Raw genomic sequence first — 20,659 nt, forward strand, 5'->3', positions numbered from 1 at the left:
GCGGCGATTGAAGAAGCTAGGCAGGATATGACCAGCTTCTTCATGCGATACAACCGAATCAGGCTCCACAGCTATAACAACTACCTGTCGCCAATAGCTATGGAGCAACAGGCAGCGTGATCACCGTAATCGGTGTCCGGCAAAACTTGACCAGAACAAGGCCGCTCCTACAGGTTGATTGCGGACTTCTGTAGGAGCGGCCTTGTGTCGCGAAAGGGCTGCAAAGCAGCCCCAAGATCCCAATGAAAAACGCCGCCCTGATGGGCGGCGTTTTCATTTACACAGTGTGCAGATACCAGTTGTACTCGAGGTCGGAGATCGAGTGCTCGAACTCCTCCAGCTCGCTTTCCTTGCACGCGACGAAAATGTCGATGTACTTCGGATCGATGTACTTGTTGAGAATCTCGCTGTCGTCCAACTCGCGCAGGGCATCGCGCAGGTTGTTCGGCAGGCTCTGCTCCAGCTGCTCGTACGAGTTGCCTTCGATCGGCTCACCGGGCTCGACCTTGTTGGTCAGGCCATGGTGCACGCCGGCCAGCACGGCCGCCATCATCAGGTACGGGTTGGCGTCGGCGCCGGCCACGCGGTGTTCAAGGCGCACGGCATCCGGCGAACCGGTCGGCACGCGCAGGGCCACGGTGCGGTTGTCCAGGCCCCAGCTCGGCGCGTTCGGTACGTAGAACTGCGCGCCGAAACGGCGGTACGAGTTGACGTTCGGGCAAAGGAACGCCATGGACGCGGGCAGGGTCTCGAGCACACCGCCGACAGCGTGACGTAGCGCGGCGTTCTGCTCGGGATCCTCGCTGGTGAAGATGTTGTTGCCATCTTTGTCCAGCACGGAAATGTGTACATGCAGGCCGTTGCCTGCCTGGCCCGGGTAGGGCTTGGCCATGAAGGTGGTGTCCATTTCATGGTCGTAGGCGATGTTCTTGATCAACCGCTTGAGCAGCACCGCGTAGTCACAGGCCTTGAGCGGGTCGGCAACGTGGTGCAGGTTGACTTCGAACTGCGCCGGGGCGCTTTCCTTGACGATGGCATCGGCCGGAATGCCTTGCTCCTTGGCACCTTCGAGGATGTCCTGGAGGCAGTCGGCGTATTCGTCGAGGTCGTCGATCAGGTACACCTGGGTCGACTGCGGGCGCTTGCCCGAGATCGGCGAGCGTGGCGGCTGCGGGCGGCCATTCACGTTCTCCTGGTCGATCAGGTAGAACTCCAGCTCGAACGCGGCGCAGATGGTCAGGCCCATGTCGGTGAACTTGCTCACCACCTGGCGCAACACTTCACGCGGGTCGGCGAAGAACGGCTCGCCTTCGATTTCGTGCATGGTCATCAGCAGCTGCGCGGTAGGGCGCTTCTGCCAGGGTTCGTTGGAGAGGGTGCCGGGAATCGGGTAGCAGATGCGGTCGGCATCACCGATGTCCAGACCAAGCCCGGTGCTTTCGACGGTAGAACCGTTGATGTCCAGGGCGAAGAGGGAGGCAGGCAGGTTGATGCCTTTCTCGTAAACCTTGTGGAGGCTGGTGCGCTCTATGCGCTTGCCACGCACCACACCATTCATATCTGCAATCAGAAGGTCAACGTAGAGAACCTCAGGATGTTCCTTAAGGAACGCGTTCGCTTCGTTAAGCTGAACGGCACGCGGGGGTACCGACATGATGCAACACCTTTGTTGTTAAAAATATCAATCAAGGGGGGCTTGCAAGACCAGTCAATCGAAAAGCCCTACTGATGTCAAGCCAACCCCATGATGCCCTGAAATGGCACATCGACGGCAGATTTGCTGCATATCGGGGCGTGCCATTATCCGCTATTTCCGCCGCCAAGGGCTATCTCCGACACGCCGTGTTTTATTTTTTACGGAGGTGTTGTGTAAAAAAATGAACAAGGCTAAGCTCGGCCTCAACCCAGAACACAATAATACGAGGGTCACATGGTCCGCTTGTCGCGACCTGAAAGCGCTGCCTATGCAGTGCGCTCGGGTATCCCTGTCGTTCCTGCAAGCATCAACTGCGTTGTGGTCGCCCTGGCCGCAATAATTGACGGTTTGCGCGCCCGGACCTCACCTCGTAGCGTTATTTCGCTGCGCTTCTTGTCTTCGTGCCTTTCAAACTCATTACGGACACGCTCGTTTCCAGTGTATCCACTGTGCTTCTGCGTGAGTGTTTTTGCTTTAGCAATCCACTCCATCCAGAATCAATGCGCGGACCACATTACCTCCTGAGGTATCTATGAGTAACAACCTCGACCAGCTCACCGATTGGTTGAAAGAGCACAAGATCACCGAAGTCGAATGCCTGATCAGTGACCTGACCGGCATCACCCGCGGCAAGATCTCGCCGACCAACAAGTTCATCGCCGAAAAAGGCATGCGCCTGCCCGAGAGCGTGCTGCTGCAGACCGTGACCGGCGACTATGTCGACGACGACATCTACTACGAACTGCTCGATCCGGCCGACATCGACATGATCTGCCGGCCCGACGAAGACGCGGTGTTCCTCGTGCCCTGGGCCATCGAGCCGACCGCGCAAGTCATCCACGACACCTACGACAAGAAGGGCAACCCGGTCGAACTGTCGCCGCGCAACGTCCTCAAGAAAGTCCTCAAGCTCTATGCCGACAAGGGCTGGCAGCCGATCGTCGCGCCAGAGATGGAGTTCTACCTGACCAAGCGCAGCGAAGACCCGGACTTCCCGCTGCAACCACCGGTAGGCCGCTCGGGCCGCCCGGAAACAGGCCGCCAGTCGTTCTCCATCGAAGCGGCCAACGAATTCGACCCGCTGTTCGAAGATGTCTACGACTGGTGCGAACTGCAGCAGTTGGACCTCGACACGCTGATCCACGAAGACGGCACGGCGCAGATGGAGATCAACTTCCGTCACGGCAACGCCCTGCACCTGGCCGACCAGATCCTGGTGTTCAAGCGCACCATGCGCGAGGCGGCGCTCAAACACAACGTGGCCGCCACCTTCATGGCCAAGCCGATGACCGGCGAGCCGGGCAGTGCCATGCACCTGCACCAGAGCGTGGTCGACGCGACCACCGGCAAGAACATCTTCAGCAACGAAGACGGCAGCATGAGTGAACTGTTCCTGCACCACATCGGTGGCCTGCAGAAATTCATTCCCGAGGCGCTGCCGCTGTTCGCCCCCAACGTCAACTCGTTCCGCCGCTTCCTGCCCGACACGTCGGCGCCGGTGAACGTCGAGTGGGGCGAGGAGAACCGTACCGTCGGCCTGCGCGTACCGGATGCCGGCCCGCAGAACCGCCGTGTCGAGAACCGCCTGCCGGGCGCCGACGCCAACCCTTACCTGGCCATTGCCGCCAGCCTGCTGTGTGGCTACATCGGCATGGTCGAAGGCATTGCAGCCAGCGCTCCGGTCGTGGGGCGTGGCTACGAGCGGCGCAACCTGCGCCTGCCACTGACTATCGAAGATGCCCTGGAGCGCATGGAGATCAGCCGTGCGCTGACCCAGTACCTGGGCAAGAAATTCATCACCGGCTACGTCGCCACCAAGCGCGCCGAGCATGAGAACTTCAAGCGTGTCATCAGCTCCTGGGAGCGTGAGTTCCTGCTGTTTGCTGTGTGATCAACCCCCTGAGGCCGCCCTCCGGCGGCCTGCGGACCCTGGAGAAGCACATGAGCGTCAAAAACCCGCAAACCCGTGAATGGCAAACCCTGAGCGGCGAGCACCACCTTGCACCCTTCAGTGACTACAAGCAGCTGAAGGAGAAGGGGCCGCGCATCATTACCAAGGCCCAGGGTGTGCATTTGTGGGACAGCGAGGGGAACAAGATCCTCGATGGCATGGCCGGCCTGTGGTGCGTGGCAGTCGGCTATGGCCGCGAAGAACTGGTGCAGGCTGCCGAGAAGCAGATGCGCGAGCTGCCTTACTACAACCTGTTCTTCCAGACCGCGCACCCGCCGGCACTGGAGTTGGCCAAGGCCATCTCCGACGTCGCCCCCGAGGGCATGACCCACGTGTTCTTCACCGGTTCCGGGTCCGAAGGCAACGACACCGTGCTGCGCATGGTCCGTCATTACTGGGCGCTCAAGGGCAAGCCGCAGAAACAGACCATCATCGGCCGCATCAACGGCTATCACGGCTCCACCGTCGCCGGCGCGAGCCTGGGCGGCATGAGCGGCATGCATGAGCAGGGCGGCTTGCCGATCCCGGGCATCGTGCACATCCCGCAGCCGTACTGGTTCGGCGAAGGCGGCGACATGACCCCGGACGAATTCGGGGTGTGGGCAGCCGAGCAGCTGGAGAAGAAGATCCTGGAAGTGGGCGAAGACAACGTCGCCGCCTTCATCGCCGAGCCGATCCAGGGTGCGGGCGGGGTGATCATCCCACCGGATACCTACTGGCCGAAGGTCAAGGAGATCCTGGCCAAGTACGACATCCTGTTCGTCGCCGACGAAGTGATCTGCGGCTTTGGCCGTACCGGCGAGTGGTTCGGCTCCGACTACTACGGCCTCAAGCCCGATCTGATGACCATTGCCAAGGGTCTTACCTCCGGTTACATCCCCATGGGCGGTGTGATCGTGCGTGACACGGTGGCCAAGGTGCTCAGCGAAGGCGGCGACTTCAACCACGGCTTCACCTACTCCGGGCACCCGGTGGCAGCGGCTGTGGGCCTGGAAAACCTGCGCATCCTGCGCGACGAGAAGATTGTCGAGCACGCACGCACGGAAGTGGCACCCTACTTGCAAAAACGTCTGCGGGAACTGCAGGACCACCCGCTGGTGGGAGAGGTTCGCGGCCTGGGCCTGCTCGGTGCGATCGAGCTGGTCGAGGACAAGGCCACCCGCAGCCGCTACGAAGGCAAGGGCGTGGGCATGGTGTGCCGCAACTTCTGCTTCGAAAACGGCCTGATCATGCGCGCGGTGGGCGACACCATGATCATTGCACCACCCCTGGTGATCAGCCATGCGGAGGTCGACGAGCTGGTGGAAAAGGCGCGCAAGTGCCTGGATCTGACCCTCGAAGCGATCCGTTGAGCCTTTGCTAGGCTAGCGTTGTGACATTAGTTGGTTACAAGGGGCTGCTTTCCTTGAAACAGCGCCTTGTAACTTGCCAGACTAGCGACTGTTTCAGTCGCCCAACGCGTGTACTGCGGGACCTGGCTGCTGAACGGATGGCTAATCAAAAAAATCTGGAGCATGACGCATGAATAAAATGGGCAAGACGTTGCTGGCCGCAGCCCTGATGGGTGCCATGGCTACTGCTGTTCAGGCTGAAGACAAAGTATTGAACGTCTACAACTGGTCGGACTACATCGCTCCGGACACCATCGCCAAGTTCGAGAAACAGACCGGTATCAAGGTCAAGTACGACGTTTTCGACAGCAACGAAACCCTGGAAGCCAAGCTGCTGGCGGGCAAGTCGGGTTATGACGTCGTCGTGCCGTCCAACAACTTCCTGGCCAAGCAGATCAAGGCCGGCGTCTACGAGGAGCTGGACCGCTCCAAGCTGCCGAACTGGAAGAACCTCGACGAAGACCTGCTCAAGGCCGTCGGTGACGCCAGCGACCAGGGCAACAAGCACGCCTTCCCGTACATGTGGGGCTCGATCGGCATCGGCTACAACCCGGAGAAGATCAAGGCCGTGCTGGGCGTGGACAAGATCGACTCGTGGGACGCCGTGTTCAAGCCTGAGAACATCGCCAAGCTCAAGAGCTGCGGCGTGAGCTTCCTGGATGCGCCGACCGAAATGATCCCGGCCGCGCTGCACTACCTGGGCAAGCCAACCAACAGCACCAAGAAAGAAGACCTGAAGGCGGCCGAAGACCTGTTCCTCAGCATCCGTCCTTCGATCACCTACTTCCACTCGTCCAAGTACATTGGCGACATGGCCAACGGCGACATCTGTGTAGCCGTCGGCTACTCGGGTGACCTGGAGCAGTCCAAGGCCCGCGCCCACGAAGCCGGCGACAAGGTCAAGGTCGACTACATCATTCCGAAAGAAGGTGCCGGTACCTTCTACGACATGGTCGCCATCCCCAAGGATGCCGAGCATAAAGAAGCTGCCTACAAGTTCATGGACTTCCTGATGCAGCCGGAAATCATGGCCGAGATCACCAACGCCGTGCGCTTCCCGAATGGCAACGCTGCTGCCACTCAGTTCGTCGACAAGGACATCACCAGCGACCCGAGCATCTATCCGCCAGCTGAAGTGAAGAAGCAGCTGTACGCGATCGCGGCTCCTGAAGCCAAGGCCCAGCGCGATATCACCCGCAGCTGGACCAAGATCAAGTCGGGCAAGTAAGCCTGATGCAACATCTCTGGGCCGGGGGTTGCCGGCCCAGAGCCAGTGAATGGCAATTGATGATTGCGGCATTGAAGCTGCGAAGGTAAGTTGCGCGCCGGTTTTTCCTGCGCGGCAGCACTGCGCCGTTACCAAGGCACTGATTGTGAGGACCACCCACTTGTCTATTTCTGTTTTACGCAAGGCCTTGATGGCTGGAGCGGGCCTGACGCTGGCATGCAGCGTCCAAGCGGCGCCTACGGTGCATTTGTACAACTGGTCCGATTACATCGGCCCGACCACACTCGCGGACTTCGAGAAAGCCACGGGCATCAAGCCTGTGCAGGACGTCTTCGATTCCAACGAAACCCTGGAAGGCAAACTGCTGGCCGGCAACACCGGCTATGACGTGGTGGTGCCGTCCAACCATTTCCTTGGCAAGCAGATCAAGGCGGGCGCGTTCCAGAAGCTCGACAAGAGCCTGCTGCCAAACTATTCCAACCTGGACCCGGCGCTGATGAAACGCCTGGAAAAGAACGATCCGGGTAACCAGTACGCTGTGCCGTACCTCTGGGGCACCAACGGCATCGGCTACAACGTCGACAAGGTGAAGGCCGCGCTGGGCGTGGACACCATCGACTCGTGGGCGGTGCTGTTCGAGCCCGAGAACATGAAGAAGCTCTCCAAGTGCGGCGTGGCCTTCCTCGACTCGGCCGACGAGATGCTGCCGGCGGTGCTCAACTACATGGGGCTGAACCCCAACAGCACCGACGCCAAGGACTATGAAAAGGCCGAGAAGAAGCTCCTGGCGGTTCGCCCCTACGTGACCTACTTCCACTCCTCCAAGTACATCACCGACCTGGCCAACGGCGACATCTGCGTCGCGGCAGGTTTCTCCGGCGATGTGTTCCAGGCCAAGGCCCGCGCTGAAGAAGCGAAGAAGGGCGTGAACCTGGCGTACGCGATTCCCAAGGAAGGCGGCAACCTCTGGTTCGACGTGCTGGCGATTCCCAAGGACGCCAAGAACGTCAAGGAGGCCCACGCCTTCATCAACTATTTGCTGAAGCCTGAGGTTATCGCCCAGGTCAGTGATTACGTCGGTTACGCCAACCCGAACCCCAAGGCTGGCGACCTGATGGACCAGGCCGTGAGGACTGACGCCGCGGTATACCCACCGCAGGAAGTGCTGGACAAGATGTTCGTCAACAGTGAGTTGCCACCCAAGGTGCAACGTTTGATGACCCGCAGCTGGACCAAGGTCAAGTCGGGCAAGTAACAATCCAGGCCCGCCACTCAAGCGCGGCGGGCAACAAAATCTTGTTGGGAGTTTCACTCATGGCAGTTGCCTCCGGTGCCTATAAGAAAGCCCTCGAGGGTGGCCAGCAACCCAAGCAGGTGCTGGTCAAAATCGACCGGGTCACAAAAAAGTTCGACGAAACGGTAGCCGTGGACGATGTGTCCCTGGAAATCCGCAAAGGCGAGATTTTCGCCCTGCTGGGTGGCTCCGGTTCCGGCAAATCGACCTTGCTGCGGATGCTGGCCGGTTTCGAGCGCCCGACTGAAGGGCGGATCATGCTCGATGGCGTCGACATCACCGACATGCCGCCCTACGAGCGGCCGATCAACATGATGTTCCAGTCCTACGCGCTGTTCCCGCACATGACCGTGGCGCAGAACATTGCCTTCGGCCTGCAGCAGGACCGGATGCCCAAGGCCGAGATCGACGCCCGCGTGGCCGAGATGCTCAAGCTGGTGCACATGACCCAGTACGCCAAGCGCAAGCCGCACCAGCTCTCCGGTGGCCAGCGCCAGCGCGTGGCCCTGGCCCGTTCGCTGGCCAAACGCCCGAAACTGCTGCTGCTCGATGAGCCGATGGGCGCCCTGGACAAGAAACTGCGCTCGCAGATGCAACTGGAGCTGGTGGAGATCATCGAGCGCGTGGGCGTGACCTGCGTGATGGTTACCCACGACCAGGAAGAGGCCATGACCATGGCCCAGCGCATCGCCATCATGCACCTGGGCTGGATCGCCCAGATCGGCTCGCCGGTGGACATCTACGAGACCCCCACCAGCCGTCTGGTGTGCGAGTTCATCGGTAACGTCAACCTGTTCGAAGGTGAAGTGGTCGACGACGCCGAAGGCCACGCGATCATTGCCAGCCCGGAGCTGGAGCGCAAGATCTACGTCGGCCACGGCATCACCACGTCGGTGGAAGACAAGCACATCACCTACGCCCTGCGCCCGGAGAAGATGCTGGTCACCACCCAGCAACCGACCTGCGAGCACAACTGGTCGCGCGGCAAGGTCCACGACATCGCCTACCTCGGTGGCCACTCGGTGTTCTACGTCGAGCTGCCAAGCGGCAAGGTGGTCCAGTCGTTCGTCGCCAACGCCGAGCGCCAGGGCACCCGGCCAACCTGGGGCGATGAAGTGTACGTGTGGTGGGAAGACGACAGCGGCGTGGTACTGCGGTCATGAAACTTCGCAAGCTCAAGCGAGCGTTCCAGCGCCTTACCCCGGAGGGGCGGCACCTGGTGATCGGCGTGCCGTTCATCTGGCTGTTCCTGTTCTTCATGCTGCCGTTCTTCATCGTCTTGAAGATCAGCTTTGCCGAAGCCGACGTGGCGATCCCGCCCTACACCGAGATCTACAGCTACGTCGAGGACAAGATCCAGCTGGTGCTGAACCTGGCCAACTATGGCCTGTTGACCGAAGACGAACTGTACATCTCGGCCTACCTGGGCTCGTTGAAGATGGCGTTCATCAGCACCCTTCTTTGCCTGTTGATCGGCTACCCGATGGCCTACGCCATTGCCAACGCCAAGAAGGAAACCCAGACGGTCCTGCTGCTGCTGATCATGATGCCGACCTGGACCGCGATCCTGATCCGCGTCTATGCCTGGATGGGTATCCTCAGCAACAACGGCCTGCTCAACGGCTTCCTGATGTGGATTGGGCTGATCGACCAGCCGTTGCAGATCCTCAACACCAACCTGGCGGTGTACATCGGCGTGGTCTATTCGTACCTGCCGTTCATGATCCTGCCGCTGTTCGCCAACCTGGTGAAGCACGACCAGAGCCTGCTCGAAGCCGCATCGGACCTGGGTTCGAGCACCTTCAACAGCTTCTGGAAAATCACCGTGCCGCTGTCGAAGAACGGCATCATCGCCGGCTGCATGCTGGTGTTCATCCCGGTGGTGGGCGAGTTCGTGATTCCTGAACTGCTCGGCGGCCCGGAAACCCTGATGATCGGTAAGGTGCTGTGGCAAGAGTTCTTCAACAACCGTGACTGGCCGGTGGCTTCGGCCCTGGCAGTGGTGATGCTGGCGATCCTGATCGTGCCGATCCTGCTGTTCAACCGCAGCCAGGCCAAAGAAATGGAGGGCAGGGCATGAAGCGCTTCAGTTTTTCCAAGCTGATGCTGGTGCTCGGCTTGCTGTTCATCTACCTGCCGATGCTGATCCTGGTGATCTACTCGTTCAACGCCTCGAAACTGGTGACGGTATGGGGCGGCTGGTCGATCAAGTGGTACGTCGGCCTGCTCGACAACACCCAGCTGATGGGTTCGGTGATGCGCTCGCTGGAGATCGCCTGCTACACGGCGGTGGCCGCAGTGGCGCTGGGCACCCTGGCGGCCTTCGTGCTGACCCGGGTCACCCGCTTCAAGGGCCGCACGCTGTTCGGTGGCCTGGTCACCGCGCCGCTGGTGATGCCCGAGGTGATTACCGGTCTGTCGCTGTTGCTGCTGTTCGTGGCCATGGCGCAGATGATCGGCTGGCCGCAGGAGCGTGGCATCGTCACCATCTGGATCGCCCACACCACGTTCTGCGCGGCCTACGTGGCGGTGGTGGTGTCGGCACGCCTGCGTGAGCTGGACCTGTCGATCGAGGAAGCGGCCATGGACCTGGGTGCCAAGCCGTGGAAGGTGTTCTTCCTGATCACCATCCCGATGATCGCGCCGTCGCTGGCGGCGGGCGGCATGATGTCGTTCGCCCTGTCGCTGGATGACCTGGTACTGGCCAGCTTCGTGTCCGGGCCGGGCTCGACCACCTTGCCGATGGAAGTATTCTCCGCTGTACGCCTGGGCGTGAAGCCGGAGATCAACGCCGTGGCCAGCTTGATCCTGCTGTCGGTGTCGTTGGTGACCTTCTTTGTCTGGTTCTTCAGCCGCCGGGCCGAAGAGCGTCGTCGCAAGGCGATCCAGCAGGCCATCGAGGAAGGTGCTGCAGCCAACGTGTCGCAACCCCAGATCAAGCGCCCAGCGCCCGCTGCTGCGTCGGCCTGATCGGCTGCTCCCACAGGTACATCAAAGGCTTTGAAAGCGATGATGTACCTTGTGGGAGCCGGCTTGCCGGCGATAGGGCCAACACTATCTTTCGCCTGCCCCGGCCTCATCGCCGGCAAGCCGGCTCCCACAGCGATCGCGCTGTCCTACAATCTCCTGCTCTCCATCGAAGACCAACTGATCCCAGTCAGTGCCGTTTGTGGAACCCTGATCTACGCTAACAGTCGCAACTTTTCGAATTGTTTTGCGCGCAAGCTTAGGAGCCTGCATGAGGGTGACGCTTTCATTGTTACTGGCAGGCATGGGTCTGCTGTACTTGCTCACGGGGTGTAGCAAGGAACATCCACCGGAGCCCAAGCCCCGGGTCGGTGTGCTTCAAGTTCAACCTACTGATTTTGCGGCCAGGGTCACCCTTACCGGCGACGTGCAGGCGCGGGTGCAAACCGACCTGTCATTCCGCGTGGGTGGCAAGATCATCTCGCGCAGCGTCGATGTGGGCGATCACGTCAAGGCCAACCAGGTGCTGGCCCGACTCGACCCGAAAGACCTGCAGAACAACGTCGACTCGGCCAAGGCCGAGGTCTTCGCCGCCCAGGCACGGGTGACCCAGTCCAGCGCGGCGTTCGTGCGGCAACAGAAACTCCTGCCCAAGGGCTACACCAGCCAAAGCGAATACGACTCCGCCGAGGCGGCGCTGCGCAGCAATCAGAGCGCACTCAAGGCCGCCCAGGCGCAACTGGCCAATGCCAACGAGCAACTGAGCTACACCGCGTTGGTGTCTGAAGCCGATGGTGTGATCACCGAGCGCCAGGCCGAGGTCGGCCAAGTGGTCCAGGCGACCATGCCGATCTTCAGCCTGGCCCGCGATGGCGACCGCGACGCCGTGTTCAACGTCTATGAGTCGCTACTGGTAGCGCCGCCCAGCGACGCTGGGGTAATCGTCAGCCTGTTGGACAACCCCAAGGTCCAGGCCCAGGGCTTCGTTCGTGAAATCACGCCGACCGTGTCGGCGCAAAGCGGCACGGTGCAGGTCAAGGTTTCCTTGCGCAACGTACCCCCGGCCATGCAGCTTGGCTCACCCGTGACCGCCACGGCCAATGCCCAGGGGCGGCCGAGCATCGAGCTGCCTTGGTCGGCGCTGACCAAGGACGTGCACGAGCCTGGCGTTTGGGTAGTGGGTGAGGACGACAAGGTCGAATTGCGCAAGGTTCAGGTCGCCCGCTACCTCACCGGCAAGGTCGTCATCGCCCAAGGCATCAAAGGGGGTGAAACCGTCGTGGTCAGTGGCGGCCAGCTGTTGCATCCGGGCATGCAGGTGCAAATGGTCGATGCCAAGGATGGAGGAGCCGCACCATGAAGCGGATGCTGTTCGTGCTTGCGTCCGGCCTGCTGCTGACGGCCTGTGGCAAAGAACAAGCACCCGCCGAAGCCGTACGACCGGTGCTTTCGACCCTGGTCGAAGCTCAGGACCAGTCGCATCTGGGGCGCTTCGCCGGGACCATCCAGGCGCGCTTTGAAAGCACCCTGGGTTTTCGTGTATCAGGGCGCATCGCCCGCCGCTGGCTCGACGTGGGCGCCCAGGTAAAACCTGGCGATACGTTGGCCACACTCGACCCGACCGATCAACAGAACCAGCTGCGTGCCGCCGAGGGCGACCTGGCCAAGATCCAGGCGCAATGGATCAACGCCCAGGCCAATGCCCGTCGTCAGCAACAGCTGTATGACCGCGGCGTCGGCGCCCAGGCACAGCTGGACATCGCCCAGACTGACCTGAAAACCACCAGCGCCAGCCTGGAGCAGGCCCGCTCGGCCGTCAGCCAGGCCCGCGACCAGCTCGACTACAGCACGCTGCGCACCGACCATGCGGCGGTCATCACCAACTGGCAGGCCGAGGCCGGGCAGACGGTGACAGCGGGCCAGCCCGTGGTCACCCTGGCCCGCCCAGACGTCAAGGAAGCGGTGATCGACCTGCCGATCGGCATTGCCGAAGCGCTGACCAAGGACCTCACCTTTACCGTCGCCTCGCAGCTGGACAACAGCATCAATACCACCGCCACCCTGCGCGAACTGGGGCCCCAGGCCGATGCTGCCACCCGTACCCGGCGCGCCCGCCTGACCCTGGCCAGCACGCCGAGTGCCTTCCACCTGGGGACCGCGATCAGCGTCACCCTGACTTCGGCGATTACCCCGCGCAGCGAGCTGCCCCGCAGTGCGCTGCTGGAGCACGACGGCAAGACTCAAGTGTGGGTGATCGACCCGCAGCAGAACACGGTTGCCACGCGTGACGTGAAGTTGATCGAGCGTACGGACGACAGCATCGTGCTGGCCTCCGGCGTGCAACCCGGCGAACGTGTTGTCACCGCCGGCGTAAACAGTCTCAAGCCTGGCCAGAAGGTCACATTCGCCGAGGATTCACAATGAAAGGAAGCTTCAACCTCTCCGAATGGGCGCTGCGTCACCAGTCGTTCGTCTGGTACCTGATGTTCGTCGGCCTGCTGATGGGCATTTTTTCCTACTTCAACCTGGGACGCGAGGAGGACCCGTCGTTCACCATCAAGACCATGGTGATCCAGACCCGCTGGCCAGGTGCGACCCAGGACGAAACGCTCTACCAGATCACCGACCGCATCGAGAAGAAGCTCGAGGAACTCGACTCCCTCGATTACACCAAGAGCTACACCCGCCCCGGCGAGTCCACCGTCTACGTCTACTTGCGCGACACCACCAAGGCGCCCGACATCCCGGAAATCTGGTATCAGGTGCGCAAGAAGATCCAGGATATCCGCGGCCAGTTCCCGCAAGGGATCCAGGGGCCGGCGTTCAACGACGAGTTCGGTGACGTGTACGGCTCGATCTACGCCTTTACCGCGGACGGCCTGACCCATCGTCAGTTGCGCGACTACGTGGAACAAACCCGCGCCCAGGTGCGCGAGGTGCCCAACATCGGCAAGATCGAGCTGATCGGCACCCAGGACGAAGTGCTCTATCTGAAGTTCTCCACGCGCAAGCTGGCGGCCCTGGGCATCGACCAGCGCCAGGTCATGCAGGCCCTGCAACAGCAGAACGCGGTGACCCCGGCCGGGGTGATCGAGGCTGGACCTGAGCGCATTTCGGTACGTACCACCGGGCAGTTCGCCTCGGAGAAAGACCTGCAGACGGTCAACCTGCGCATCAACGACCGCTTCTTCCGCCTGAGTGATATTGCCGATATCGAGCGCGGCTACGTCGACCCGCCGTCGCCGATGTTCCGCTACAACGGCCAGCCCGCCATTGGCCTTGCGATCGGCATGAAGGCGGGCGGCAACATGCAGGTGTTTGGGGCTGCGCTGAAGAAGAAGATGGACAGCGTGATCAACGACTTGCCAGTGGGCGTCGGCGTGCACACCGTGTCTGACCAGGCGGTGGTGGTGAAGGAGGCCGTGGGTGGCTTCACCAGCGCCCTGTTCGAGGCGGTGGTGATCGTCCTGGCGGTGAGTTTCGTAAGCCTGGGGATTCGCGCCGGGCTGGTGGTGGCCTGTTCGATCCCGCTGGTGCTGGCCATGGTCTTTGTGTTCATGGAGTACAGCGGCATCACCATGCAGCGGATCTCCTTGGGCGCACTGATCATTGCCCTGGGCTTGCTGGTGGACGATGCGATGATCACCGTGGAGGTGATGGTCACGCGGCTGGAGCTGGGCGATACCAAGGAGCAGGCGGCGACGTTCGCCTACACCTCGACGGCATTCCCCATGCTCACCGGCACCTTGGTGACCGTGGCCGGCTTCGTGCCGATCGGCCTCAATGGCAGTTCGGCCGGTGAGTACACCTACACCTTGTTCGCGGTGATTGCCGTGGCCCTGATCGTATCCTGGGTGGTGGCGGTGTTCTTTGCGCCGGTGCTTGGCGTGCATATTCTCAAGGCTGACAAGCTCAAGGCGCATGAGGCCGAGCCTGGCCGGGTCGGGCGGGCGTTCGAAGGTGGGCTGGTGTGGTGCATGCGCCATCGCTGGCTGACCATCATTGGCACGGTGCTGCTATTCGCCCTGTCGCTGTTCTGCCTGCGGTTCGTGCAAAACCAGTTCTTCCCGTCCTCGGACCGTCCGGAAATCCTGGTCGACCTCAACCTGCCGCAAAACGCCTCGATCGAAGAGACACGCAAGGTGGTCGATCGCTTCGAGGCGCGCATCAAGGACGACCCGGACCTGGTGCACTGGAGCACCTACATCGGCGAGGGCGCCATTCGCTTCTACCTGCCACTGGACCAGCAGCTGCAGAACCCCTACTACGCCCAGTTGGTGATCGTCAGCAAAGGCTTCAAGGAGCGCGCGGGGATGATGGCGCGCTTGCAGAAGATTCTGCACGAAGAGTTCGTCGGCATCGGCACCAACGTCCAGTCACTGGAAATGGGCCCGCCGGTGGGACGGCCGATGCAGTACCGGGTCAGTGGCCCGGACATCGACCTGGTGCGCAAGCATGCCATCGACCTGGCCACCTTGCTCGACAGCAACGAGCACATCGGCGAGATGATCTTCGACTGGAACGAGCCCGGCAAGGTGCTGCGGGTGGAAATCGCCCAGGACAAGGCGCGCCAGTTGGGCCTGTCTTCCGAGGACGTGGCCAATGTGATGAACAGCATCGTCAGCGGTGCACCGGTGACGCAGGTGAACGACAACATCTACCTGGTGAATGTCATCGCTCGCGCCGTGGACAGTGAGCGGGGCTCGCCGGACACGTTGCAAAACCTGCAGATCGTTACCCCAAGCGGCACCTCGATTCCGCTGCTGGCGTTCGCCACGGTACGCTACGAGTTGGAGCAACCGCTGGTGTGGCGTCGCGACCGGAAACCGACCATCACCATCAAGTCTTCGGTCAATGGCGATATACAGCCCACCGACCTGGTGGCCCAGCTCAAACCGAGCATCGACGAGTTCGCCAGCAAGTTGCCGGTCGGCTATCAAGTGGAAACCGGCGGTACGGTGGAGGAGAGTGCCAAGGCCCAGGGTCCGATTCGCAAGGTCATCCCGTTGATGCTGTTCCTCATGGCGACCTTCCTGATGATCCAGTTGCACAGCACGCAGAAGCTGTTCCTGGTGGTCAGCGTGGCGCCGCTCGGGGTGATCGGTGTGGTCCTGGCGCTGGTGCCCACGGGGACGCCCATGGGCTTCGTGGCGATCCTCGGTATTCTGGCGCTGGCGGGCATCATCATCCGTAACTCGGTGATCCTGGTGACCCAGATCGATGAGTTCGAGGCCCAGGGCTATTCGCCGTGGGACGCGGTGATGGAAGCCACCAACCACCGTCGCCGGCCGATCCTGCTGACCGCGGCGGCCGCCAGCCTGGGCATGATCCCGATTGCCCGTGAGGTGTTCTGGGGGCCGATGGCCTACGCCATGATCGGCGGCATCATCAGTGCAACGCTGCTGACGCTGTTGTTCCTGCCGGCGCTGTATGTGGCCTGGTACAAGATCAAGGAACCTGAACACAGCGAAAAACCTGCCCATTGACCTCTGTGGGAGCGGGGCAAGCCCGCTCCCCCAATGGCTTCCTGCCAATCCCTAAAAACAGTTATATAAAAATTCTTAAACAGTATTTTTAAGAATATCCGCGCCTCACTACTATTGCTCTCAAGCCAGGCGCAAATCCCCTTCAAAACCTCTGCCCGGCACCCTTGTTCACAGGAGAACGAGCATGAGCGCATCGCTGCGAAGCATCGACGGTCAGGACGAAGCCACCATTCTGCGTGAGATCCAGAGCGCCTTGCGCGACCTGCGTTTCGGCGCAGTGGAGATTACCGTGCACAACGCGCAGGTCGTGCAGATCGAGCGCAAGGAGAAGTTCCGCCTGCAGCAGCCCGGCAACAAGCCAGGCTGATACCGCCCCCACTTCCAAAACTAGAAAAATGCCAATCGGGAGCTTCACCATGTCCATCCGCCGTTATGCGCTCGCCACTCTGGCCAGTGCCGTTTTTGCCGGTTCCGCCATCGCCAAGGACTACGAACTGCTGAACGTGTCCTATGACCCGACCCGTGAGCTGTATCAGCAGTACAACGCCGAATTCATCAAGCACTGGCAGCAGGCTCACCCGGATGACAAAGTGAAGATCCAGCAGTCCCATGGCGGCTCGGGCAAGCAAGGCCGTGCGGTGATCGATGGCCTGCGCGCTGACGTGGTGACCCTGGCCCTGGCCGGCGACATCGATGAAATCGCCAAGCTCGGCAAGACCCTGCCGGCGGATTGGCAGAAGCGTCTGCCGGACGCCAGCACGCCGTACACCTCGACCATCGTGTTCCTGGTGCGCAAGGGCAACCCGAAAGGCATCAAGGATTGGGGCGACCTGATCAAGAAAGACGTCTCGGTCATCACCCCCAACCCGAAAACCTCCGGCGGCGCCCGCTGGAACTTCCTGGCCGCCTGGGCCTATGGCCTGAAGCAGGGTGGCAGCGAAGACAAGGCCAAGGCCTACGTGCAGGAGCTGTTCAAGCACGTACCGGTGCTGGATACCGGCGCCCGTGGTTCGACCATCACCTTCGTCAACAACGGCCAGGGCGATGTACTGCTGGCCTGGGAAAACGAAGCCTTCCTGGCGCTCAAGGAAGACGGTGGCAGTGACAAGTTCGAAATCGTCGTGCCGTCGCTGTCGATCCTCGCCGAGCCGCCAGTGGCCGTGGTCGACAAGAACGCCGAGAAAAAGGGTAACGAGAAGATCGCCGAGGAATACCTCAAGCACCTGTACAGCCCGGCTGGCCAGAAAATCGCTGCCGAGAACTTCTACCGCCCACGGGACGAGAAAGTCGCTGCCGAATTCGGCAAGCAATTCCCGAAACTGGACCTGGTAACCATCGACAAGGACTTCGGTGGCTGGAAGACTGCACAACCCAAGTTCTTCAACGATGGCGGGGTGTTCGACCAGATTTATCAGGCGCAGTGAAAAAACGGGGGCCGCTTTGCGGCCCTTTCGCGACACAAGGCCGCTCCTACAGGCCAACCGCGAACCTTTGTAGGAGCGGCCTTGTGTCGCGAAAGGGCTGCACAGCAGCCCCAGGATTCAGAAGCCTGCACCGGCCCGGCATAACCGCCGGGCTTCGTGCGTTCAACCAGGGATATTTATGTCACGTCGCATTTCCCCCGTCATACCCGGCTTCGGGCTGACGCTGGGCTACACCTTGGTGTACCTCAGCCTGATCGTGCTGATACCGCTGGCCGCCATGTTCGTGCATGCCGCGCAGCTCACCTGGGAGCAGTTCTGGAACATCATCAGTGCCCCGCGGGTGATCGCCGCGCTGCAACTGAGTTTCGGCACCGCCCTGTTCGCCGCCATCATCAACGGTGTGATCGGTACCCTGCTGGCCTGGGTGCTGGTGCGCTACACCTTCCCCGGGCGCAAGATCATCGATGCGATGATCGACCTGCCGTTCGCTCTGCCCACTGCTGTCGCCGGTATCGCCTTGACCGCCCTGTACGCGCCGTCAGGCTGGGTCGGCCAGTTCGCCACCGACCTGGGCTTCAAGATCGCCTATACGCCGTTGGGCATCACCCTGGCGCTGACCTTCGTCACCTTGCCGTTCGTGGTGCGCACGGTGCAGCCGGTGCTCGCCGACATCCCCCGTGAGGTCGAGGAAGCCGCCGCCTGCCTGGGCGCCAAACCGTTGCAGGTGTTTCGCCACATACTGGCTCCGGCGCTTTTGCCGGCCTGGCTCACCGGCTTCGCCCTGGCCTTTGCCCGTGGCGTGGGTGAGTATGGTTCGGTGATCTTCATTGCCGGCAACATGCCGATGAAGACCGAGATCCTGCCGCTGCTGATCATGGTCAAGCTCGACCAGTACGACTACACCGGCGCGACCGCCATCGGCGTATTGATGCTGGTGGTTTCCTTCATCCTGCTGCTGCTGATCAACCTGCTGCAGCGCCGTATCGAAACCCCTTGAAGGAGGCCCGGCTATGTCCAGTTCATCCCTGAGCGCCAGCGCCGCCGCCAATGCCGCCCGGCGTGGCAGCGCCACCTCGCGGCGCATCCTGATCGGCCTTGGTTGGCTGGTGTTCGCGCTGTTCCTGCTGCTGCCACTGGTGATCGTGGTGTCGCAGGCATTGAAGAGCGGTTTCGGCACGTTCTTCGAGGCGATCTTCGAACCCGATGCCTTGTCGGCGCTGAAGCTGACCCTGCTGGCAGTGTTCATTTCGGTGCCGCTGAACCTGGTGTTCGGCGTCAGCGCCGCCTGGTGCGTGAGCAAGTACACGTTCCGCGGCAAAAGCGTGCTGGTCACCCTGATCGACCTGCCGTTCTCGGTGTCCCCGGTAATCGCCGGCCTGGTCTACGTGCTGATGTTCGGCGCCCAGGGCCTGTTCGGCCCCTGGCTGCAGGACCACGACATCCAGATCGTGTTCGCACTGCCGGGCATCGTGCTGGCGACCATCTTCGTCACTGTGCCCTTCGTCGCCCGTGAACTGATCCCGCTGATGCAGGAACAGGGCACGCAAGAGGAGGAGGCCGCGCGCCTGCTGGGCGCCAACGGCTGGCAGATGTTCTGGCACGTGACCTTGCCCAACATCAAATGGGGCCTGATCTACGGCGTGGTGCTGTGTACCGCGCGGGCGATGGGCGAGTTTGGCGCGGTGTCGGTGGTATCCGGCCACATTCGCGGCGTGACCAACACCTTGCCGCTGCACGTGGAGATCCTCTACAACGAGTACAACCACGTCGCAGCCTTCAGCGTGGCCAGCCTGCTGCTGATCCTGGCGCTCTTCATCCTGCTGCTCAAGCAGTGGAGCGAGAACCGTATTAACCGCCTGCGCCATAGCGCCGCGGAGGAATGATTCATGTCGATCGAAGTTCGTAACGTCAGCAAGCGCTTCAACAGCTTCCAGGCTCTGGACAACATCAACCTGGATATCCACAGCGGTGAGCTGGTGGCCCTGCTTGGCCCGTCCGGCTGCGGCAAGACCACCCTGCTGCGCATCATCGCCGGCCTGGAAACGCCGGATGACGGCAGCATCGTGTTCCATGGCGAGGATGTGTCCGGCCATGATGTGCGTGATCGCAACGTCGGTTTCGTGTTCCAGCACTACGCGCTGTTCCGTCACATGAGCGTGTTCGACAACGTCGCCTTCGGCTTGCGCATGAAGCCCAAGGGCGAACGCCCGAGCGAGAGCAAGATCGCCGAGAAGGTCCATGAGCTGTTGAACATGGTGCAGCTGGACTGGCTGTCCGACCGCTACCCTGAGCAGCTCTCCGGTGGCCAGCGTCAACGTATCGCCCTGGCCCGCGCCCTGGCGGTGGAGCCCAAGGTGTTGCTGCTCGACGAGCCGTTCGGCGCCCTCGATGCCAAGGTGCGTAAAGAGCTGCGCCGCTGGCTGGCGCGGTTGCACGAGGACATCAACCTGACGTCGGTATTCGTGACCCACGACCAGGAAGAGGCCATGGAAGTGGCAGATCGCATCGTGGTGATGAACAAGGGCGTGATCGAGCAGATCGGCTCGCCTGGCGAGGTCTACGAGAAGCCGGCCAACGACTTCGTCTACCACTTCCTGGGCGATTCCAACCGCCTGGCCTTGAGCGAAGGGCATCACGTGTTGTTCCGCCCGCATGAAGTGTCGCTGTCGCGCCATGAGACCGAGGGGCACCATGCCGCCGAGGTGCGGGATATTCGTCCGCTCGGTGCGACTACCCGGGTGACCTTGAAGGTGGAAGGGCAGAGCGAGCTGATCGAGGCTGAAGTGGTCAAGGATCACGACAGCCTGACGGGGCTGGCGCGGGGCGAGACGCTGTTCTTCCGGCCGAAGGTGTGGCAGAAGGTGGCGGATATCTGAGTCGTTTTTGAGCGTGAGAAACCCGGGCATGGTCCCGGGTTTTTTATTGCCTGGCAGATTGTTGGGGCTGCTTTGCAGCCCATCGCGACGCAAGGCCGCTCCTACAGAGGAACGCGGTCTCCTGTAGGAGCGGCCTTGTGTCGCGATCGAGGGCGAAGCCCTCGCAGCAACCCCATGCCTTGCACGAATATTTCAGATGCCTTCAAAGCATGCTGTTTTGGCCATTCGCCTACGCCCCGCGAACGGCGTGGCTTTGCAACATCTCTCAAAAAAACATATACCCAAACGATCTAGCTTTAACTTTAAACATTACTTTAAGAGATAAGCCCCTGGCCCCGATGATTCA

At 61.4% G+C, this 20,659-nt stretch carries 16 protein-coding genes; 15 read left to right on the forward strand and 1 reads right to left on the reverse strand.

Features of this window, described 5'->3' with window-relative positions:
- Positions 1–277 precede the first annotated feature (277 nt).
- Entirely contained in the window at positions 278–1,654 is a 1,377-nt protein-coding gene (locus ACIPZB_RS10340) for a glutamine synthetase family protein (RefSeq protein WP_008099349.1), read from the reverse strand.
- Positions 1,655–2,228: 574 nt separating this feature from the next.
- On the opposite strand from ACIPZB_RS10340, the gene ACIPZB_RS10345 reads away from it, so the two are divergent.
- The 15 genes from ACIPZB_RS10345 (at position 2,229) to ACIPZB_RS10415 (ending at position 20,313) form a co-directional block, all read left to right on the forward strand.
- On the forward strand, positions 2,229–3,587 hold the full coding sequence (locus ACIPZB_RS10345; protein WP_008099348.1) for a glutamine synthetase family protein: 1,359 nt from the start codon (positions 2,229–2,231) through the stop codon (positions 3,585–3,587).
- Between the two features lie 50 nt (positions 3,588–3,637).
- Positions 3,638–4,999 carry an aspartate aminotransferase family protein gene (locus ACIPZB_RS10350; protein ID WP_400640141.1) on the forward strand — a complete coding sequence of 454 codons (1,362 nt, stop codon included), beginning with the start codon at positions 3,638–3,640 and terminating at the stop codon, positions 4,997–4,999.
- Positions 5,000–5,168: 169 nt separating this feature from the next.
- Positions 5,169–6,266 (forward strand): polyamine ABC transporter substrate-binding protein, encoded by a 1,098-nt coding sequence (locus ACIPZB_RS10355; protein WP_008099346.1) that lies wholly within the window; start codon positions 5,169–5,171, stop codon positions 6,264–6,266.
- 160 nt (positions 6,267–6,426) lie between these two features.
- Complete coding sequence (locus ACIPZB_RS10360) at positions 6,427–7,521, forward strand: polyamine ABC transporter substrate-binding protein (RefSeq protein ID WP_008099344.1); 1,095 nt, start codon at positions 6,427–6,429, stop codon at positions 7,519–7,521.
- A 59-nt stretch (positions 7,522–7,580) separates the two neighbouring features.
- A complete protein-coding gene (gene potA, locus ACIPZB_RS10365; RefSeq protein WP_400640142.1) occupies positions 7,581–8,723 on the forward strand; it encodes a polyamine ABC transporter ATP-binding protein in 1,143 nt (380 codons plus the stop codon).
- Complete coding sequence (locus ACIPZB_RS10370; protein WP_008099341.1) at positions 8,720–9,640, forward strand: ABC transporter permease subunit; 921 nt, start codon at positions 8,720–8,722, stop codon at positions 9,638–9,640. The genes potA and ACIPZB_RS10370 overlap by 4 nt, the downstream gene beginning before the upstream one ends.
- Positions 9,637–10,530, forward strand: coding sequence for an ABC transporter permease subunit (locus ACIPZB_RS10375; RefSeq protein WP_008099340.1), 894 nt, complete (start codon positions 9,637–9,639; stop codon positions 10,528–10,530). Before ACIPZB_RS10370 ends, ACIPZB_RS10375 begins: the two co-directional genes overlap by 4 nt.
- A gap of 268 nt (positions 10,531–10,798) precedes the next feature.
- Complete coding sequence (locus ACIPZB_RS10380) at positions 10,799–11,887, forward strand: efflux RND transporter periplasmic adaptor subunit (RefSeq protein ID WP_400640143.1); 1,089 nt, start codon at positions 10,799–10,801, stop codon at positions 11,885–11,887.
- Positions 11,884–12,951, forward strand: coding sequence for an efflux RND transporter periplasmic adaptor subunit (locus tag ACIPZB_RS10385; protein WP_400640144.1), 1,068 nt, complete (start codon positions 11,884–11,886; stop codon positions 12,949–12,951). The genes ACIPZB_RS10380 and ACIPZB_RS10385 overlap by 4 nt, the downstream gene beginning before the upstream one ends.
- Positions 12,948–16,013, forward strand: coding sequence for an efflux RND transporter permease subunit (locus tag ACIPZB_RS10390; protein WP_400640145.1), 3,066 nt, complete (start codon positions 12,948–12,950; stop codon positions 16,011–16,013). Before ACIPZB_RS10385 ends, ACIPZB_RS10390 begins: the two co-directional genes overlap by 4 nt.
- A 184-nt stretch (positions 16,014–16,197) precedes the next feature.
- Positions 16,198–16,380 carry a sulfur starvation response protein OscA gene (oscA, locus tag ACIPZB_RS10395; protein ID WP_003248957.1) on the forward strand — a complete coding sequence of 61 codons (183 nt, stop codon included), beginning with the start codon at positions 16,198–16,200 and terminating at the stop codon, positions 16,378–16,380.
- Positions 16,381–16,429: 49 nt separating this feature from the next.
- Positions 16,430–17,437, forward strand: a complete 1,008-nt coding sequence (locus ACIPZB_RS10400) for a sulfate ABC transporter substrate-binding protein (RefSeq protein WP_400640146.1) — start codon at positions 16,430–16,432, stop codon at positions 17,435–17,437.
- A gap of 178 nt (positions 17,438–17,615) precedes the next feature.
- Positions 17,616–18,434, forward strand: coding sequence for a sulfate ABC transporter permease subunit CysT (cysT, locus tag ACIPZB_RS10405; protein WP_008093191.1), 819 nt, complete (start codon positions 17,616–17,618; stop codon positions 18,432–18,434).
- A 13-nt stretch (positions 18,435–18,447) separates the two neighbouring features.
- A complete protein-coding gene (gene cysW, locus ACIPZB_RS10410; protein ID WP_008093193.1) occupies positions 18,448–19,320 on the forward strand; it encodes a sulfate ABC transporter permease subunit CysW in 873 nt (290 codons plus the stop codon).
- Between the two features lie 3 nt (positions 19,321–19,323).
- A complete protein-coding gene (locus ACIPZB_RS10415; RefSeq protein ID WP_008093195.1) occupies positions 19,324–20,313 on the forward strand; it encodes a sulfate/molybdate ABC transporter ATP-binding protein in 990 nt (329 codons plus the stop codon).
- The last annotated feature ends 346 nt before the right edge of the window (positions 20,314–20,659 follow it).

It is taken from the genome of Pseudomonas sp. NPDC089396 (assembly GCF_044749545.1).
Taxonomy (GTDB): domain Bacteria; phylum Pseudomonadota; class Gammaproteobacteria; order Pseudomonadales; family Pseudomonadaceae; genus Aquipseudomonas.

What these genes read in the sequence shown, in the direction of transcription:
- ACIPZB_RS10340 (WP_008099349.1), bottom strand. Translation starts at nt 1,654, where the DNA reads ATGTCGGTACCCCCGCGTGCCGTTCAGCTTAACGAAGCGAACGCGTTC.
- ACIPZB_RS10345 (WP_008099348.1), top strand. Translation starts at nt 2,229, where the DNA reads ATGAGTAACAACCTCGACCAGCTCACCGATTGGTTGAAAGAGCACAAG.
- ACIPZB_RS10350 (WP_400640141.1), top strand. Translation starts at nt 3,638, where the DNA reads ATGAGCGTCAAAAACCCGCAAACCCGTGAATGGCAAACCCTGAGCGGC.
- ACIPZB_RS10355 (WP_008099346.1), top strand. Translation starts at nt 5,169, where the DNA reads ATGAATAAAATGGGCAAGACGTTGCTGGCCGCAGCCCTGATGGGTGCC.
- potA (WP_400640142.1), top strand. Translation starts at nt 7,581, where the DNA reads ATGGCAGTTGCCTCCGGTGCCTATAAGAAAGCCCTCGAGGGTGGCCAG.
- ACIPZB_RS10370 (WP_008099341.1), top strand. Translation starts at nt 8,720, where the DNA reads ATGAAACTTCGCAAGCTCAAGCGAGCGTTCCAGCGCCTTACCCCGGAG.
- ACIPZB_RS10375 (WP_008099340.1), top strand. Translation starts at nt 9,637, where the DNA reads ATGAAGCGCTTCAGTTTTTCCAAGCTGATGCTGGTGCTCGGCTTGCTG.
- ACIPZB_RS10380 (WP_400640143.1), top strand. Translation starts at nt 10,799, where the DNA reads ATGAGGGTGACGCTTTCATTGTTACTGGCAGGCATGGGTCTGCTGTAC.
- ACIPZB_RS10385 (WP_400640144.1), top strand. Translation starts at nt 11,884, where the DNA reads ATGAAGCGGATGCTGTTCGTGCTTGCGTCCGGCCTGCTGCTGACGGCC.
- ACIPZB_RS10390 (WP_400640145.1), top strand. Translation starts at nt 12,948, where the DNA reads ATGAAAGGAAGCTTCAACCTCTCCGAATGGGCGCTGCGTCACCAGTCG.
- oscA (WP_003248957.1), top strand. Translation starts at nt 16,198, where the DNA reads ATGAGCGCATCGCTGCGAAGCATCGACGGTCAGGACGAAGCCACCATT.
- ACIPZB_RS10400 (WP_400640146.1), top strand. Translation starts at nt 16,430, where the DNA reads ATGTCCATCCGCCGTTATGCGCTCGCCACTCTGGCCAGTGCCGTTTTT.
- cysT (WP_008093191.1), top strand. Translation starts at nt 17,616, where the DNA reads ATGTCACGTCGCATTTCCCCCGTCATACCCGGCTTCGGGCTGACGCTG.
- cysW (WP_008093193.1), top strand. Translation starts at nt 18,448, where the DNA reads ATGTCCAGTTCATCCCTGAGCGCCAGCGCCGCCGCCAATGCCGCCCGG.
- ACIPZB_RS10415 (WP_008093195.1), top strand. Translation starts at nt 19,324, where the DNA reads ATGTCGATCGAAGTTCGTAACGTCAGCAAGCGCTTCAACAGCTTCCAG.